We start from the raw sequence: 18,098 nt of genomic DNA, 5'->3' as shown, positions 1-18,098 counted from the left end.
AAAGAAAATGGCAAAAGTTTATTATGAAAAGGATGTAACTGTAAATGTATTAAAAGGAAAGAAAGTAGCAATTGTTGGCTATGGATCTCAAGGTCATGCTCATGCACAAAATTTACGCGATAACGGTTTTGATGTTGTTGTAGGTCTTCGGCAAGGAAAGTCTTGGGAAAAGGCAAAAGAAGATGGGTTCTCTGTATATAAGGTTACTGAAGCTACAAAACTAGCAGAAGTTGTAATGGTTTTGCTTCCAGATGAACAACAGCCGGAAGTATATGAAACAGAAATTGCACCGAATTTGCAAGAAGGAAATGCACTTGTGTTTGCTCATGGGTTTAACGTTCATTTTAATCAAATTACACCACCTGAAGATGTAGATGTATTCCTTGTAGCACCAAAAGGACCGGGGCATCTTGTACGCCGAACATTTGTAGAAGGTGCAGCCGTACCAGCACTATTTGCGGTCTATCAAGATGCAACAGGAACAGCTTATGAAAAAGCATTATCGTATGCCGATGGAATCGGGGCGACTCGCGCTGGCGTACTTCAAACGACCTTTAAAGAAGAAACCGAAACAGATCTATTTGGAGAGCAAGCAGTACTTTGCGGAGGAGCAACTGCTCTTGTGAAGGCAGGTTTTGAAACATTAGTAGAAGCTGGTTATCAACCTGAACTTGCCTATTTTGAGTGTTTACATGAGCTGAAGCTTATTGTCGATCTTATGTATGAAGGCGGATTAGAAAATATGCGCTATTCAGTTTCGGACACAGCGCAGTGGGGGGATTTCGTATCGGGGCCGCGCGTTGTAACAGAGCAGACGAAACAAGCGATGCAAGAAGTATTAAAAGATATTCAAGATGGGACGTTTGCGAGAGGATGGATTGAAGAACATAAAGCAGGAAGACAAAACTTCCATGCAATTAATGCAGAGGAGAATGCGCATCAAATTGAAGTAGTAGGCCGTAAGTTACGTGAGATGATGCCGTTTGTGAAGCCGAGAGTGAAGATGGAGGTTAAGTAAAATGAAGCAAATTTTGTTCATGGATACGACGCTTCGTGATGGGGAGCAATCACCTGGAGTAAATTTAAATGAACAAGAAAAATTACAAATTGCACGGCAGTTAGAGAGACTTGGAATTCATGTAATGGAGGCGGGCTTTGCGTCCGCTTCTGAAGGTGATTTTTGGTCGGTGAAACGTATTGCCGAAACGATTCAAAATGCTTCTGTTATGAGTCTGGCTCGTGCAAAGGAAAGTGATATTCGTACTGCATATGAAGCGTTAAAAGGAGGCGTCTCTCCCCGGTTGCATGTATTTCTCGCAACGAGCGACATTCATATGAAATATAAGCTCTGTATGTCAAAAGATGAAGTGTTAGATACAATTTACCACTCAGTAAAACTTGGGAAATCATTGTTTCCAGCGGTGCAATTTTCTGCAGAAGATGCAACGCGAACAACCTCTTCTTTTTTAGCGGAAGCTGTAGAAGTTGCGATTCGCGCCGGGGCGGATGTCATTAATATTCCTGATACAGTAGGATATACAAATCCAGAAGAATATTATTCTCTTTTCCGATATTTGCAAGAACATGTTCTATCTTATGAGAAAGCTATTTTCTCTTGCCATTGCCATGATGATCTTGGTATGGCAGTAGCTAACTCATTAGCGGCAATTGAAGGCGGTGCACTTCAAGTAGAAGGAACGATTAATGGCATAGGAGAACGTGCTGGCAATGCTGCTCTCGAAGAAGTTGCAGTTGCACTCCATATTCGAAATGATTATTACGGGGCATCATCTTCCATACAATTAAAAGAAATTAAAAGGGCGAGTACACTTGTAAGTCGATTAACGGGAATGGTTGTTCCAAAAAACAAAGCAATTGTTGGGGCCAATGCGTTTGCACATGAATCTGGTATTCATCAAGATGGAGTTTTAAAAGAAGCATCTACTTATGAGATTATTTCACCTTCTCTTGTAGGAGAAGAACGAAATCAATTTGTACTTGGGAAACACTCCGGACGACATGCTTTTACAGAGAAGATGAAAGAATTAGGGTATGATTTTACAGAAGAAGAGAGGGATTTAGCATTTCGTGCATTTAAACGGTTAGCGGATCGAAAAAAAGAAATTACAGAAGAAGATTTAAGGGCGCTTGTATTAGGGGAAACTGCATTTGCTAAGCAACAATACGATATTAAACAGTTGCAAGTTCATTTTGTATCAAACAGCATTCAAAGTGCAACCGTCTGCTTAGAAGATACTGAGGGGAATGAGCTGGAGGATGCTGCGACTGGAGCTGGTAGTATTGAAGCCATCTATAATGCAATTCAAAGAATTCTTCATTTACAATGTGAGCTCGCTGACTATCGTATTCAGTCGATTACGCAAGGACAGGACGCGTTAGCTCATGTTCATGTTGAATTGAAAGAAGATGGACATCAAGTTTCTGGTTTTGGCGTAGCTCAAGATGTACTAGAAGCTTCGGCTCGTGCTTACGTGTATGCAGCTGGGAAATTAAAAGCATTACGATCACTTACAAAATCGTAAAGGAGTGCTTGAAGATGGAAAAACGAATTGTTTGTTTAGCTGGTGATGGAGTTGGGACAGAAATAATGGCTAGTGCTAAGCAAGTATTAGAGATGGTAGAAAGGTTATACGGTCATCAGTTTTATCTACAAGATGAATTGTTTGGAGGAGCAGCAATTGATGTATTTGGTCAACCGCTTCCGTCCCGCACATTAACAGCGTGCTTAGCAAGTGATGCAGTATTACTAGGCGCAGTTGGAGGCCCGTATTGGGATCAAGCAAAAGAACGTCCTGAACAAGGACTTCTAACTTTGCGAAAAGGCTTAGGTGTATTCGCGAACGTTCGCCCGGTTTCTGTAGAAGAAGCAACAGCGCACTTATCACCGCTAAAAACAGCTGAGCAAGTTGATTTTGTTGTTGTTCGTGAATTAACAGGTGGCATCTATTTTTCGTTTCCGAAAGAACGAACAGAAGAAGTCGCAACGGATACACTCACCTATCATCGACGTGAAATAGAACGAATTGTTTCCTATGCATTTCAATTAGCGAAAAAACGCCGAAAAAAAGTAACTTCTATTGATAAGGCGAATGTTTTAGAATCTAGTAAACTATGGCGACAAGTAACAGAAGAAGTAGCAGCACGCCATCCTGAGGTAGAGTTAGAACATTTATTAGTAGATGCCGCCGCAATGGAACTCATTCGGAATCCAAGACGATTTGATGTGATCGTTACAGAAAATTTATTTGGCGATATTTTAAGTGATGAAGCATCTGTATTAGCAGGTTCATTAGGAATGTTACCGTCTGCAAGTCATGCGGAGAATGGCCCGTCTCTTTATGAGCCAATTCATGGATCAGCGCCAGATATTGCTGGGAAAAATAAAGTAAATCCAATCGCTATGCTTCGCTCCACTGCAATGATGCTTGGGCAATCATTTGGGTTAAGAAAAGAAGGAGAAGCAATTGAAGAAGCCATTTCTACAGTTCTTCGTGCTGGAAGATGTACAGCGGATTTAGGCGGGAATGAAACGACAACTTCGTTTACAACGTATGTATTACAAGCGATGGAAGAGCAAGCGCTAGTAGGGAGATGGCGATAATGGGGAAAACATTATTCGATAAACTATGGGAACGGCATGTTGTAGCAACAGATGAGAATGGGTTGGATTTATTATATATTGATCTTCATCTCGTTCATGAAGTAACATCGCCGCAAGCCTTTGAAGGCTTGCGGCTTGCTAATCGAACTGTACGGCGGCCAGATTTAACGTTTGCTACAATGGATCATAATGTACCAACAAAGGATGTATGGAACGTTACAGATTATATCGCAAAACAACAGATGGATACGCTTCGTCATAATTGCGAGCAATTTCATGTACGCTTAGCCGATATAGGAGACGAGGCGCAAGGAATTGTGCATGTAATTGGCCCGGAACTTGGATTAACACAACCTGGAAAAATAATTGTGTGCGGAGATAGTCATACAGCAACACATGGAGCGTTTGGTGCGCTGGCGTTTGGGATTGGTACGAGTGAGGTTGAACATGTATTAGCGACCCAAACTTTATGGCAACGGAAGGCGAAATCGATGGGAGTAGAATTAAAAGGAACATTGCCAAAGGGCGTATATGCAAAAGATATTATTTTACATTTACTTGCTACATACGGTGTTTCCGTCGGGGCAGGACATGTGATGGAGTTCTATGGAGATACTGTACAAGAAATGACAATGGAAGAGCGAATGACACTTTGTAATATGGCGATTGAAGGAGGAGCAAAAGCAGGCATGATTGCTCCAGATGAAACGACGTTTGCTTATGTAAGAGGGCGCCAATATGCACCAAAAGAGTTTGAACAAGCAGTGGAAAACTGGCGTGAATTATACACAGATGAAGATGCGATATATGATGTAGTCATTACAGTTGATGTGACGAATTTGGCGCCGTATGTAACGTGGGGGACCAATCCAGGAATGGGGCTTCGCATCGATGAGGTACTTCCACCAGCAAATGATAAAAATGATAAACGTGCCTATGCATATATGAGTCTTCAATCAGGTCAATGCGTAACGGATATTCCAATCCAACACGTGTTTATTGGTTCTTGCACAAATTCCCGTTTGTCTGATTTAGAAATTGCTGCTGCAGTTGTAAAAGGAAAGAAGGTAAAAGAAGGAGTAAGGGCTCTTGTTGTACCTGGGTCAAAACAAGTGAGAGATGAAGCAATGAAACAAGGATTACACCTTATTTTTGAAGAGGCAGGATTTGAATGGAGGGAACCTGGATGTTCGATGTGTCTTGGTATGAATCCAGATCAAGTACCAGAAGGTGAGCATTGCGCTTCTACTTCAAACCGGAATTTTGAAGGAAGACAAGGAAAAGGAGCAAGAACGCATCTCGTTAGTCCGGCAATGGCCGCTGCGGCTGCAATTTACGGTCATTTTGTTGATGTGAGAAAGGAGAACTACGATGGAGCCATTTCGTATTCATAAAGGTACAATTGCAGTGTTGATGCATGATAATATTGATACAGATCAAATTATTCCGAAGCAATATTTAAAACGTATTGAAAGAACAGGATTTGGAGAGTTTTTATTTGATGAATGGCGTTATTTAGATAATCGTCAAGAAAATCATGCGTTTCCGTTGAATGCTCCTGAGCGAAAAGGCGCTACAATTCTAATTACAGGAGAAAACTTCGGTTGTGGATCTTCTAGAGAACATGCACCGTGGGCCCTTGCAGATTACGGATTTCGGGCTATTATTGCAGGAAGTTTTGCAGATATTTTTTATATGAACTGTATGAAAAATGGAATTCTTCCCATTGTTATGACAAAAGAAGCTCGTGAGCATCTTGCATCTGTAACACCGCAAGCGATAATAGAAATAGATTTAGAGAATGAAACGATAACAACTCCTGAGCGCAGCTTGTCTTTTTCTATTGAACGCATGTGGAAAGAAAAGTTGTTAAGTGGTTTAGATGATATTGGGGTTACACTTCAATATGAGAATGCGATTACAGAATATGAGATAAAAATGTGTCGTTAATAGATAGAAATAAAAAATGAATGCCGCATTTTTCTGAAAGTTAAAATAAAATTATTTACTTTCAGTTTAATTGGTAGTATACTGACTTCAAACTAAGAGGAGAAAGGGAGTAATGACAATGTTTACTTTCCAATCAGTCATTTTATGCACACAACATCATCATACGTAAACCCTTGAACCTAGCGTGAAAAAACGTGTAGGTACAAGGGTTATTCCTGTTGTACCTACATTCTCTAAAGAGCTATGTAGGTATTTTTATCTACATAGCTCTTTTTTTCGTTTTCTAAACGCTATGTTGTGGATGTATGGGTGAAGATGAAATCGTTAGTGAGAGTAGTTCAAGAAATGAATAAGGGACATGGAAGAGAATCAAGTTAAGTATGTTATCTTTGTAGATTTTTTGTATATATGTGTCAAGAAAGTAGAGGTGTGACGATGAAAAAATGGAAGCGAGCCAATCCAAATGGAACAAGAGATTTTTTGTTTCAAGAATGTACATTAATGGAGGAGGCTGAACAAAGGTTAAGACGTACATTTATTGAGAGAGGATACGAAGAAATACGGACACCTATGATTGAATTTTATGATGTATTTGCGTTTCAAAATCGTCCTATTGACGAGGAGAAGATGTATAAGTTTTTTGACTCAGAGGGGCGCATCCTTGTTCTGAGACCTGATATGACGATTCCGCTGGCACGTGTAATCGGAACAAAAAGAATGGAAGTTCCTTTTAAATTAACATATAGTGGAAATGTTTTTCGGGCAAATGAATCTTTAACAGGCAAATATAATGAAATTACACAAACAGGAATTGAGATTATCGGTATCGATAATATTCGTGCTGAAATTGAGTGTATTGTAAGCGCAATTGCCGCTTTGCAATCAGTTGGTATTCAATCATTTAAAATTGAAATTGGTCAAGTGGAACTCTATAAATCCATTGTGAAAAAATTGTCTTTACGAGAAGAAGATGAATATGCATTGCGAGAATATATTGAGAGTAAAAATTTTGCGACCTTGTCCCGTTTTTTACAAGAAAAGCAGTTGGATATGCAAGATAAAACTGTGCGGTTATTACAAAAATTACCTCGTTTATTTGGAGGGTTAGAAGTAGTTGAAGAAGCTGAAAAACTTGCTGTGAGTAAAGAGATGAAAAGAGCAATTGCGAGGATAAAAAATATATACGAAAACATTGACCGCCTTGGTTATGGTCAATATATATCTATTGATTTTGGGATGATCCAACATCTGAATTATTATACCGGTGTAATCTTTCGTGGATATATATGCGATGTTGGAGAAGAGGTTGTTAGCGGCGGAAGATATGATGAATTGATTGGGAATTTTGGTGAATCTTTACCTGCAGTAGGCTTAGCCATACAAGTAAATCAAATTGTACGTACCTTACAAGAACGGAAAGAAAATTCATACCAAAAACAAATAGATGCTCTCATATATTATTCGTTAAATATGATTTCCGAAGCAGAGAAATTACGTGTTTTACTTGGAAAAGATGGTATAAAAGTTGAACTTTCAATGTTAGAAAATTTACAAGATACATTTCAATTTGCAAGAACACAGGATGTGAAAACTGTAATTGATGTATCAGGAGACACGTTAGTTGAATATGCTTGGAAAGATAAATGGATCATGAAGAAAAAAGGAGAATCCTCATGCGTAACATTCAAATTGCGTTAACGAAGGGAAGATTGGAAAAACATGTGATTCCGTTATTTGAACGAATCGGTATCGATTGTTCAGAGCTAAAGGATAAAGGAAGGAAGCTTGTATTTCAAAGTAACTCTTCACAAGTTTCATTTATCCTTGTAAAAGCAGTTGATGTTGTAACGTATGTAGAACATGGTATAGCTGATATGGGTGTTGTGGGTAAAGATATCTTGCTTGAACATGAAAATGATGTATATGAAATGATTGATTTAGGAGTAGGACGTTGTAAATTTTGTGTTGCTTCTGTTTCATCGTATCGTCCAAACGGTTATAACAAAAAGAGAATTGCAACAAAATATCCGAACATTACTTCTGCACATTTTCGTAAGAAGGGAGAAGATGTAGAGATTATTAAAATAGAAGGCTCTGTAGAGATTGCTCCTTTGTTAGGATTAGCAGATGCAATCGTTGATATTGTAGAAACAGGACAAACGTTGAAAGAAAACGGGTTGCTCGTATTTGAAGAAGTTTGTGATATTTCAGCACGTTTAATTGTAAATAAAGCATCTTTAAAAATGAAAAAAGACGAAATATTCAGTATTATAAATAAAATGGAAAGTACCTTAATAGAAAAGGAATGAAGGATGGTAAATATGAAAATTGTATCCGAGAATTATTCTGATATTTTATGTAAGGTGAAGCAGTTAAGGGAACAGGCAAATACAATAGAAGAGATGATTCAACAAGATGTGAGGAAAATTGTTGGAAGTGTAAGGGAAAAAAAAGATGAAGCTCTATTTTCGTATACGAAGGCTTTTGACAAAGTAGAATTAACTAAATTTCAAGTTTCAGAAGAAGAACTGGTGTTAGCTTATCAAAGTGTTGAACCAGCATTTTTAGCAGCATTAGAAGAAGCAAAGAAGAATATCATTTCCTATCATGAAAAGCAAAAGAGACAAGCTTTTATTGATACAGAAAAAGGGGGGATTATTCGCGGGCAGCTTGTTCGGCCACTGCAAATTGTTGGTGTATATGTACCAGGGGGAACGGCAGCATATCCATCATCGGTTCTCATGAATGTTTTGCCAGCAAAAATTGCGGGCGTTGATAAAATTGTCATGGTAACACCGCCGAATCGTGAAGGAGTAGACCCACATATTTTAGCTGCAGCAAAAGTTGCTGGAGTTGATGAAGTGTATACAGTGGGGGGAGCGCAAGCAATTGCTGCGTTAGCATACGGAACAGAATCAATTCCGCGTGTTGATAAGATTGTAGGACCAGGAAATATATATGTTGCATTAGCGAAGCGAGAAGTATTTGGTTCAGTGCATATCGATATGATTGCTGGTCCATCTGAAATTGTTGTTATTTCTGATGAAACGGGAAATGCGGCATATATTGCGGCTGATTTATTATCACAAGCCGAACATGACAGACGAGCAACTGCTATTTGTATCACAACTTGTTTGAAATTAGCGCAGGAAGTGAAGCGAGAAATAGAAAAACAATTGATGAATCTTCCAAGAAGCGAAATAGCTCGTGAATCCATTAACAGAAACGGAGCAATTCTTGTTGTAGAGTCATTAGAACAAGCGTTTCAGCTCTCAAATGAAATAGCTCCAGAACATTTAGAACTGCACATCAAAGAACCGATGACAGCTCTTTCATCAATTCAACATGCAGGATCTATATTTTTAGGTCCATATGCGCCTGAGCCATTAGGTGATTATATGGCAGGTCCGAATCACGTGTTACCAACGAGTGGAACAGCAAGGTTCTTTTCTCCATTATCTGTGGATGATTTTATTAAAAAATCGAGCTTTTTATTTTATACAAAAGAGGCTCTCGGAAAGGTACAACATCATATTGTCAATCTAGCTGAAAAAGAAGGATTACAAGCTCATGCGAGAGCAATTGAGATTCGTTTTAAGGGAGGGGAAAAGTGATGCGCACTGCAAAGCAAATGAGAAGTACAACGGAAACAAAAATTTCTGTGGCACTGCAATTAGATGGTAATCAAGAAGTTTCCATTCAAACAGGAGTTGGTTTTTTTGATCATATGCTAACTTTATTTGCAAAGCATGGTCGTTTTGGATTGCAAATTGAAGCTGATGGTGATGTGTATATTGATGCTCATCATACAGTAGAAGATGTTGGGATTGTTCTTGGGAATTGTTTGAAAGAAGCACTTGGTGATAAAGCGGGAATTAATCGTTACGGTACAGCTTATGTACCAATGGATGAAGCATTAGGGTTTGTTACGGTTGATATAAGCGGAAGGTCGTATCTCGTGTTTGATGGTGAATTTACAAATCCCAAACTTGGTGAATTTGATACAGAGCTAGCAGAAGAATTTTTTCGTGCAGTTGCCCATGCGGCGAATATAACATTACATGCACGTGTTTTATATGGAAGCAACACGCATCACAAAATTGAAGCGCTCTTTAAAGCATTTGGACGTGCACTTTGTGAGGCTACCGAGAAAAATGAAAAAATTATTGGGGTAAATTCTACGAAAGGACTGTTGTAATTTGATTGCAATTGTAGATTACGGAATGGGTAATATTCGAAGTGTCGAGCAAGCTTTAAAGCATATTGGTGCAACGTATGTTGTAACAGATGAGACGGAAAAAATTATAAATAGCGATGGTGTTATTTTGCCGGGAGTTGGTGCATTTCCAAGAGCGATGAATTGCTTAGAAGAAAAAGGACTTATTTCTGTTATTCAAAAGGTTGCTCATACAGGAAAACCGTTGCTTGGCATTTGTTTAGGCATGCAGCTTTTATTTGAAGAAAGTGAAGAGATTGAAAGAACGAAAGGATTAGGTTTACTTCCAGGGAGAGTAAGGAAATTAAATGTAGCGCATAAAATTCCGCATATGGGATGGAATCAGTTGCAAAAGAAAACGGAGCATTCTTTATGGAATGAGATAGAAGAGGGTTCCTTCGTTTATTATGTTCATTCTTATTATGTACAATGTCCAATTGAAGTTGTAGTGGGTGGGAGTGAGTACGGAGTTTTCGTACCGGGGCTTGTTGCAAGAGAAAATGTATTTGGAGCTCAGTTCCACCCGGAAAAAAGTGGAGAAATAGGAATTCGAATATTGCGGAATTTCAAGGAGGTTATAGAAAAATGAAAATCTTTCCGGCAATCGATTTAAAAAATGGTCGTTGCGTTCGTTTATATCAAGGGAAATTTCAACAAGAAACAGTCATGAATGAAAACCCTGTTGCACAGGCCGTGTTATTTGAACAACTTGGTGCACGTGCATTGCACCTTGTCGATTTAGACGGTGCAGTTGCTGGTCGATCAGAGAATTTTTCTGTCATTGAAGATATTTGCAAAGCAGTGCGAATTCCAGTGCAAGTTGGAGGAGGGATTCGTTCGATTGCTACGATTGAAGCACTTTTATCAGTTGGAGTGATGAAAATAATTCTTGGAACGGCAGCACTGTATAATCGTACATTTTTAGAAGAGGCAGTTTGTTTATATGGAGACAAAATTATTGTTGGAATTGATGCGAAAAATGGATATGTAGCAACGCGAGGATGGCTAGATATGTCGGAAATGTCATATGTACAACTAGCAAAAGAAATGGAAGAAGTAGGTGTACAGACACTTATTTTTACTGACATTTCTAGGGACGGAACACTTGCAGGTCCAAATTTCGAACAATTACAACAATTACAAAGTGAAGTTTCACTTCAAATCGTTGCTTCTGGTGGTGTAAGCTCGCTTGCTGATGTTGAGAAGTTACAGGATATGGACTTATATGGCGTGATTATAGGGAAAGCATTGTATGATAAAAAAGTTAGGTTAGAAGAAGCATTGCAGGTGACAGGGGCATGTTAACGAAGCGAATTATTCCGTGTTTAGATGTAAAAAATGGTCGCGTTGTAAAAGGAGTAAATTTTGTAGGATTACAAGATGTTGGGGATCCTGTTGCCATTGCCGCTGTATACAACGAAGCAGGTGCGGATGAACTTGTGTTTTTAGATATTACGGCAACGTATGAAGATCGGAAAACGATGATTGATGTTGTAGAACGCACAGCATCGGAGGTATTTATTCCTCTTACAGTTGGAGGGGGAATCACCTCTGTTCAAGATATGTATGGATTACTTCGAGCAGGTGCAGATAAAGTTTCATTAAATTCAGCTGCAGTGCAAAGACCAGAGTTAATACAAGAAGGTGCAGAGCAATTTGGCTCTCAATGTATAGTTGTTGCAATTGATGCTAAGAAAAGCGAAGAAAACAAATGGAATGTGTATGTAAATGGTGGCCGCATTGATACAGGGATGGATGTAGTCGAATGGGCAAAACGCGTGGAACGCCTAGGCGCTGGAGAATTACTGTTAACAAGCATGGATGCAGATGGGACAAAAGATGGCTATGATTTACTTTTAACAGAAACAGTTTCAAAAGCAGTTGGTATTCCGGTAATTGCTTCGGGTGGATGTGGATCTATTGAACATATTGCAGAAGTTTTTCAGCAAACATCAGCAAACGCGGCGTTAGCAGCTTCTATTTTTCATTACGGCGAGGCAACCATTCAAGAAACGAAACAAAAGTTACAAGAAGCGCAAATTGAGGTGAGATTGTGAAGCCGAATTTTTCAAAAGGATTATTGCCAGCTGTTGTGATAGAAGAGGGTACAAAAGAAGTTTTGATGCTAGCTTATATGAATGAAGAAGCGTACGAAAAAACATTAGACACAAAAACAACTTGGTTTTATTCTCGTTCACGAAGAGGCTTGTGGAATAAGGGGGAAACATCAGGACATGTTCAACATGTGAAATCATTATATTTAGATTGCGATCAAGATTCTATTATGGTAGTTGTCCAGCAGGTAGGTGTAGCTTGCCATACAGGAGAAAAGTCATGTTTTTATAATAAGGTGTTATAGGGGGATAAGGAAATGAGTGATGTGTTGCAACAGTTATACGAAACAATTCAACAACGAAAAGAGAAACCTATCTCTGAATCGTATACGAACTACTTATTTACAAAAGGAGAAGACAAAATATTAAAGAAATTAGGAGAAGAATGTACTGAAGTCGTAATTGCGGCGAAAAATAATGAGAAAGATGAGCTTATAAAAGAAGTTGTTGATTTTACGTACCATTGCTTAGTGTTGCTCGTAGAAAAAAATGTATCATTACAAGAGATAGCAGAAGAATTAAATAAACGTCAAGGACAATTATCGAAAATGGGCGAACGAAAAGAAATTGACACATTATAGGAGGGAGAAAGATGAGAGTAGATTACCACCTTCACTTAGAAGAAGGGCCGTATTCAATGCGGTGGTTATCTCGTACAAATGAAGCGCTCGAGTATTTTGCACCGATTGAGGAAGAGAAACATTCAATGGGATGGATCTTAAAGATAGGGGAACGTTTGCAAAAGCGTGTAAAGGAAGGCGCATTTTCACAGGATTGGATTGATTTATATTTGGAGGAAGCTGTGCGTAAAGGAATACGGGAAGTTGGAATAGTTGACCACTTATATCGTTTCTACGAGGCTAAGGAGTACTATGAGCGCTATGTCGATATTAGTGATTCAGAACTTGGACATCTGCAAAAAGAATGGCTAGATCAGGTGAGAGTAGAGTCGATTATAAATTTTACTAAAGCAATTGAAGATGCAAAAGAAAGATGGAGCAAACGAGGCGTGATATTACGGCTTGGAATAGAAGCAGATTATTTTATTGGCGGAGAAGAGGAACTAGCGAAACTATTAACGTTAGGAAATTGGGATTATGTCATTGGTTCTGTTCATTTTATTAATGGATGGGGATTTGATAATCCAGATACAGACAATTATTTTAGACAGCATGATTTAAGTACGTTATATCAGACATTTTTTCAAACGTTAGAAAAAGCAATACGTTCTGGCTTATTTGATATTGTTGCACATTTAGATAATATAAAAGTGTTTAATTACCGCATAGATGAAAATGAGCAATTGCCATATTACGAAACAATTGCTAAAGCTTTGATTGAAACGAATACGGCTACGGAAGTGAATGCTGGATTATATTATCGATATCCTGTAAGAGAAATGTGCCCAAGCCCTTTGTTTTTACAGTGCTTAGTACATCATGGTGTTCCGATTACAATTTCGTCTGATGCACATTTTCCGAATGATTTAGGTAGTTACGTACAAGAAAATATAGAATCGCTTCGTAATCACGGTGTGACACATATAGCAACATTTGAAAAAAGAATTCGAAATATGAAACCGCTCGAATATGTAAAAGAGAATGTTTTATGATAAAGTGAAACCTCCATCAGCAGAAGAGGCTTTATTCTTTACTTCCCGCGAATAGCGGAATGGAAACTTCCTTTTTTGTTTACACTAACGTTGAACAAAAAAGGAGGGTTTTCTTATGGAGAAACAACAATATAAAGACACTGGGAAGTTAACAAATCAGAGCAATACTCAACAAAAAAATCAATCAGAGCAATCAGTTATACAAGAACAAATCAGTGATACAGTAGCAGAAGGCACAATTGATGTGAAGCTAGCACAAGGAAAAGATAAATAAAGTAAAACTTTTAGTGGTGAGGGGCTGAATAGATTCAGCCTCTTTTTCACGATTTTGTAAAAAAGAGTGATAAGAATCATGATAGTTTAATCAAATTCCTTGTCTTTTTTCGACAGGCTTTTTTACAATAATATTGAATGAACATATTTTGAAGTGAAAAAGAAAGGATGCTTAAACATGGCGAAAATTTTAATAGCAGGACAAATTCCAGAAATCGGACTACAGTTGCTACGAGATCATGAAGTGGAAATGTATGATGAAGAAGAGTTGATTAGCACAGAAGAGCTAGTAGCGCGTGTCAAAGATAAAGATGCATTATTAAGCTTACTTTCAACAAAAGTGCCGAAAGAAGTCATCGATGCAGCACCGCATTTGAAAATTATTGCAAACTACGGAGCTGGATATGACAATCTTGATTATAAATATGCGGTGGAAAAGGATATAGCGGTTACGAACACACCGAAAGTTTCTACAGAGGCAACAGCAGAGCTAACGTTTGCCATTTTATTAGCAGCGGCGCGCCGTATTCCTGAAGGAGATACACTATGTCGTACAGTTGGTTTTAATGGCTGGGCACCGCTCTTTTTCTTAGGGCGTGAAGCATACGGTAAAACGATTGGCATTATTGGGCTTGGAGAAATCGGAAAAGCGGTAGCCAAGCGAGCGAAAGCTTTTGGGATGAACATTGTGTATACAGGACCAAATCGTAAATATAGGGCGGAGGAAGAATTAGGAGCAACATATGTAACGCTGGAAGAACTATTGCAAACAGCGGATTTTGTTACTATTAACTGTGCTTATAATCCGAAGTTGCATCACATGATTGCTGAGGAACAATTTAGACTAATGAAAAAAACAGCTTATATTATTAATGCGGCACGTGGTCCAATTATGAACGAAGAAGCGCTTGTAATTGCATTAGAAACAAAGGAAATCGAAGGAGCAGCGCTTGATGTTTTTGAGTTTGAACCGAAAATTACAGAGAGATTAAAAGAATTAACAAATGTTGTGTTAACACCGCATATTGGAAACGCGACGATTGAAACGCGTGATGCAATGGCAGAAATGGCAGTGCGCAATATTTTAGCAGTATTAGAAGGGAGTGAACCGTTAACGCCAGTGTATCAAAAAGAACTTGTGGCGAAATAAAAAAGAAACCTTCCTTATGATTAGGAAGGTTTCTTTTTTATTCTTTGTTTGCTCGGTTTTTATGTGATGGGCGTTGTCTAAGAAATTGAGATAGCATATACAAAATATAAAGAGGAATAGCAATGAATAAAAACACTGAAATATTACCGAAGCTTGTTTTATACATTGTATAAATGATTCCAATTAAAAAGAGTGTCACGATAATACTATATTTTGGAATCGGTACATCTTTCATACTTGGAATACGAATGCGACTAACCATAAGAAAAGCGAATGTCACGAATACTGTAATGAGTACGATTTTTGGAATCGTATGTGAAAATAAAGTAAGGAAGGCAACGAGGCCACCTGCAGCTGTAATTGGTACACCAGTAAAGTATTTCATTGATGTTGATGATGGTGTGACATTGAAACGAGCTAATCTGTATGCTCCAAATAGAGGGAAAAGTCCTGCTATGTATAGTCCGATAATACCGTAATTAGAGAAGGATGTGTAATACATCAATACAGCGGGTGCAGCACCAAATGTAACGACGTCTGCCAATGAATCAAGCTCTTTTCCAAGCTGTGAATCGACGCGAAGTAGGCGTGCAATCCTTCCATCAAGGCTGTCTAGCATCATTCCGATTAAAACTAAAATTGCCGCTGATTTGTAGTATCCTAATGAAGCGTAGCCGATTGATAGAAATCCACTATATAAATTTCCGAGCGTAAATAAGTTTGGAATGGCTGCTCTGTACAAAATCTGATCCCTTGCTTTCTATTATAGATTCTTGATTAGTTTATGAAAGTTTATACTTTTTATCATAACATAAATTTCCTATGCCCGTCGAAAAAATTCTCCATTTTGAGAAAGATTTTAGCTTGTTTTTATTTGTTTAATTCCAAGCTATCGTAGTATATATTATTTTTTCGGCATATAAGCAGCTGCGGTGCAAAATTCAATATGAACGCAAGTAGCGTTCATATTGAATTTTGCACTTAGCACCTCTTTCTATACGTGGCTAGATGCTCTTGTCCCTCCTAAAACGAAGGGGGTATTTGGATTTATTGTATATAGAAAATAACCCTCGAATCGTTATCGGTCGAGGGTTATTTTCTTATTCGAATTTCGTTATCATCGTACCAGTTTTATATTGATTATGCGGGTCAAATCGTAATAAATCACCGTAGATGAGTTTATCAGAGTAATTCAACTCTGTTTTTGCTTTTTCGATATACGGTTGACAAATAGAAATATCAGTCGGTTCACCAGTTTTTTTGTTGTAGCATACATTTTTTGTATACAGATAATCATTTGTGATGAAGCTTCCATCACGCATAACCATAAGTGGATCATCATTTGTTTCAAATAAATCTGCGCCAAATTCAATAGAATTGTTAGTTTTTATACCGAGTAAATGTAACAGTGTTGGCTTCACATCAATTTGCCCAGACACTTTTGAAATGACTTGTCCCTTTTGACCGGGAATGTGAATGATGAGCGGTACTCGTTGTAGCTGCATCATATCAAAAGGAGTAAGTGTTTCCTTTTCTAAAAATTGGGCCATAGCTGCATTATGATTTTCAGAAATACCATAATGATCTCCGTAAATAATGATAATAGAATTATCGTATAATCCTTCTTTTTTTAATTGTTCAACAAAATGTTTTAATGCTTCATCTGTATAACGTACAGTTGGAAAATAACGATTTACAACGCCGCTTTCTGAATTGTATTCATTAATGAGTTGATCTTCCGGTTGCAGCAAAAATGGAAAATGGTTTGTTAATGTAATAAATTTTGTATAGAACGGCTGTGGTAAAGATTTTAACTTTGGGATAGATTGTTCGAAAAAAGCTTTATCTTTTAATCCCCAACCAACAGACATTTGTTCTGCGTTTGTATAGTCTTGTAAATTGAAATAGCGGTCATATCCGAGCGCAGGATACATCAAATCGCGATTCCAAAAAGCTTTATCATTTGAATGAAATACAGCAGAGTAATATCCATGTTTTTTGAGTTGTTCTGGTGTAGCTGTATATTCATTATTAGCATGTGTAAAGAAAACAGAGCCGCGATCAAGTGGATATAAAGAGTTTTCAATAATAAATTCCGCGTCTGATGTTTTTCCTTGTCCGGTTTGATGATAAAAGTTATTGAAATAATAGCTTTCTTTAATAAAGTCATTTAAAAATGGTGTAATTTCTTTTCCATTTATTTTTTGATTGATGACAAAACTTTGTGTAGATTCCATTGAAATTAAGATAACATTCTTTCCTTTTGCTACGCCGAATAAATCTTTATTCGCTTGTCTATCTTTTGTTTTTACATAGTTATCAATTTCAGAAAATGTATCTCCACTTGCGAAGGCGCGCTGGGCAGACGATTTCGATTGGAGCGCAATATCATAAATATGATATGTATATAAGCCAAGATTTTTCACAACTGTTTGGCGATCAAATGAATGTGAAAAGAGTTGTGGTTTATAAATAACTGAAATAATCATTTGCAGAGCTAATACTGCTGTTACACCGCTGAAAAATGTTTGTTTTTCTTTTCTCGATAGAGGAGTTGTGTCACAAAAACTAGGGAGTTTTCGAGATAATATGGCTAAAACAATAGTATCTGCAAATAAAAGGAGTGTTTTATATGTAAACAGTTCTTTTATACTCGTTCCTAAATCAGCCATGTTATTTGTTTGAAATAATACCGGGAATGTTACAAAATCATTGTAAAATCCATAAAACATGGCGTTGCCAAATAAAATAAAAGATAACACCATACTAATACTAATAATGATACGATTTCGATGTTTTGTTGCAAATAAAGCGAAACCGAAAAATAATAATAATGAAGCTAACGGGTTAAAGAACAATATTATTTGTTCGAAAGCGTTATTGATTTTCATATCAAAAGCTAATTTGTATACAATATATGTTTTGATCCATAATAAGACGACCGCTATGAGAGCGAATCGTATTTTTGGAAACAAGCGTTGCATCATATTGGGCTCCTCCTACTACCTACAAGTAACCGCTTCTATAATATATAACCGGTTACATATCTCTATGTTTTTTACTATGTGTACTATTATATAAAAACATAATGAATTTGTGGATGTTTTTCTCATAATTGGGTAGAAAAAGGGAAGATGGATAAAATAATGTCATCTTTGGAA

19 protein-coding genes are annotated in these 18,098 nt (G+C 37.6%); 17 read left to right on the top strand and 2 right to left on the bottom strand.

Translation table 11 applies throughout. The features are described from left to right. The first annotated feature begins 7 nt into the window (after positions 1–7). The 17 genes from ilvC to AB1280_RS10785 all read left to right on the top strand — a co-directional run bounded on the left by ilvC (position 8) and on the right by AB1280_RS10785 (position 14,937). Positions 8–1,018, top strand: a complete 1,011-nt coding sequence (gene ilvC / locus AB1280_RS10865; protein ID WP_272189652.1) for a ketol-acid reductoisomerase — start codon at positions 8–10, stop codon at positions 1,016–1,018. 1 nt (position 1,019) lies between these two features. Continuing rightward, positions 1,020–2,543, top strand: coding sequence for a 2-isopropylmalate synthase (locus tag AB1280_RS10860; protein ID WP_429755817.1), 1,524 nt, complete (start codon positions 1,020–1,022; stop codon positions 2,541–2,543). A 14-nt stretch (positions 2,544–2,557) separates the two neighbouring features. Next, a complete protein-coding gene (gene leuB, locus AB1280_RS10855; protein ID WP_429755816.1) occupies positions 2,558–3,622 on the top strand; it encodes a 3-isopropylmalate dehydrogenase in 1,065 nt (354 codons plus the stop codon). Continuing rightward, entirely contained in the window at positions 3,622–5,016 is a 1,395-nt protein-coding gene (gene leuC, locus AB1280_RS10850; protein ID WP_429755815.1) for a 3-isopropylmalate dehydratase large subunit, read from the top strand. Before leuB ends, leuC begins: the two co-directional genes overlap by 1 nt. Further along, positions 4,994–5,572 (top strand): 3-isopropylmalate dehydratase small subunit, encoded by a 579-nt coding sequence (leuD, locus tag AB1280_RS10845; RefSeq protein WP_429755814.1) that lies wholly within the window; start codon positions 4,994–4,996, stop codon positions 5,570–5,572. Before leuC ends, leuD begins: the two co-directional genes overlap by 23 nt. Before the next feature lie 435 nt (positions 5,573–6,007). Continuing rightward, positions 6,008–7,270 carry an ATP phosphoribosyltransferase regulatory subunit gene (gene hisZ / locus AB1280_RS10840; protein WP_429755813.1) on the top strand — a complete coding sequence of 421 codons (1,263 nt, stop codon included), beginning with the start codon at positions 6,008–6,010 and terminating at the stop codon, positions 7,268–7,270. Further along, positions 7,246–7,881: an ATP phosphoribosyltransferase gene (gene hisG, locus AB1280_RS10835; RefSeq protein ID WP_272189645.1), complete on the top strand. Its 636-nt coding sequence runs from the start codon at positions 7,246–7,248 to the stop codon at positions 7,879–7,881. The genes hisZ and hisG overlap by 25 nt, the downstream gene beginning before the upstream one ends. A gap of 12 nt (positions 7,882–7,893) precedes the next feature. Further along, the gene (gene hisD, locus AB1280_RS10830; protein ID WP_429755812.1) at positions 7,894–9,186 is read left to right on the top strand and encodes a histidinol dehydrogenase; all 1,293 of its coding nucleotides are present in this window, start codon (positions 7,894–7,896) and stop codon (positions 9,184–9,186) included. Beyond that, the gene (gene hisB, locus AB1280_RS10825) at positions 9,186–9,770 is read left to right on the top strand and encodes an imidazoleglycerol-phosphate dehydratase HisB (RefSeq protein WP_272189643.1); all 585 of its coding nucleotides are present in this window, start codon (positions 9,186–9,188) and stop codon (positions 9,768–9,770) included. The genes hisD and hisB overlap by 1 nt, the downstream gene beginning before the upstream one ends. A 1-nt stretch (position 9,771) precedes the next feature. Then, the gene (gene hisH, locus AB1280_RS10820; RefSeq protein ID WP_272189642.1) at positions 9,772–10,377 is read left to right on the top strand and encodes an imidazole glycerol phosphate synthase subunit HisH; all 606 of its coding nucleotides are present in this window, start codon (positions 9,772–9,774) and stop codon (positions 10,375–10,377) included. After that, positions 10,374–11,093 carry a 1-(5-phosphoribosyl)-5-[(5-phosphoribosylamino)methylideneamino]imidazole-4-carboxamide isomerase gene (gene hisA / locus AB1280_RS10815; protein ID WP_272189641.1) on the top strand — a complete coding sequence of 240 codons (720 nt, stop codon included), beginning with the start codon at positions 10,374–10,376 and terminating at the stop codon, positions 11,091–11,093. The genes hisH and hisA overlap by 4 nt, the downstream gene beginning before the upstream one ends. Beyond that, a complete protein-coding gene (gene hisF / locus AB1280_RS10810) occupies positions 11,087–11,845 on the top strand; it encodes an imidazole glycerol phosphate synthase subunit HisF (protein ID WP_272189640.1) in 759 nt (252 codons plus the stop codon). The genes hisA and hisF overlap by 7 nt, the downstream gene beginning before the upstream one ends. After that, positions 11,842–12,147 (top strand): phosphoribosyl-AMP cyclohydrolase, encoded by a 306-nt coding sequence (gene hisI, locus AB1280_RS10805; protein WP_272189638.1) that lies wholly within the window; start codon positions 11,842–11,844, stop codon positions 12,145–12,147. The genes hisF and hisI overlap by 4 nt, the downstream gene beginning before the upstream one ends. Positions 12,148–12,159: 12 nt before the next feature. Next, positions 12,160–12,483: a phosphoribosyl-ATP diphosphatase gene (hisE, locus tag AB1280_RS10800; protein ID WP_272189637.1), complete on the top strand. Its 324-nt coding sequence runs from the start codon at positions 12,160–12,162 to the stop codon at positions 12,481–12,483. An 11-nt stretch (positions 12,484–12,494) separates the two neighbouring features. Beyond that, on the top strand, positions 12,495–13,514 hold the full coding sequence (locus AB1280_RS10795; protein ID WP_429755811.1) for a histidinol phosphate phosphatase domain-containing protein: 1,020 nt from the start codon (positions 12,495–12,497) through the stop codon (positions 13,512–13,514). A gap of 115 nt (positions 13,515–13,629) precedes the next feature. Beyond that, positions 13,630–13,788: a DUF4025 domain-containing protein gene (locus AB1280_RS10790; RefSeq protein WP_429755810.1), complete on the top strand. Its 159-nt coding sequence runs from the start codon at positions 13,630–13,632 to the stop codon at positions 13,786–13,788. Between the two features lie 177 nt (positions 13,789–13,965). Next, positions 13,966–14,937 (top strand): NAD(P)-dependent oxidoreductase, encoded by a 972-nt coding sequence (locus AB1280_RS10785; protein ID WP_429755809.1) that lies wholly within the window; start codon positions 13,966–13,968, stop codon positions 14,935–14,937. A gap of 37 nt (positions 14,938–14,974) precedes the next feature. Here AB1280_RS10785 and pssA read toward each other — a convergent pair whose 3' ends face one another. Both pssA and AB1280_RS10775 read right to left on the bottom strand, forming a co-directional pair. Then, positions 14,975–15,679 carry a CDP-diacylglycerol--serine O-phosphatidyltransferase gene (pssA, locus tag AB1280_RS10780; RefSeq protein ID WP_272189633.1) on the bottom strand — a complete coding sequence of 235 codons (705 nt, stop codon included), beginning with the start codon at positions 15,677–15,679 and terminating at the stop codon, positions 14,975–14,977. Between the two features lie 358 nt (positions 15,680–16,037). Continuing rightward, entirely contained in the window at positions 16,038–17,924 is a 1,887-nt protein-coding gene (locus AB1280_RS10775; RefSeq protein WP_429755808.1) for an LTA synthase family protein, read from the bottom strand. Positions 17,925–18,098 lie beyond the last annotated feature (174 nt).

Source organism: Bacillus sp. S10(2024), from assembly GCF_050473865.1.
Taxonomy (GTDB): domain Bacteria; phylum Bacillota; class Bacilli; order Bacillales; family Bacillaceae_G; genus Bacillus_A.
Note: the sequence above shows the minus strand (reverse complement) of the source record. Positions and strands in the feature narration are given on the sequence as shown.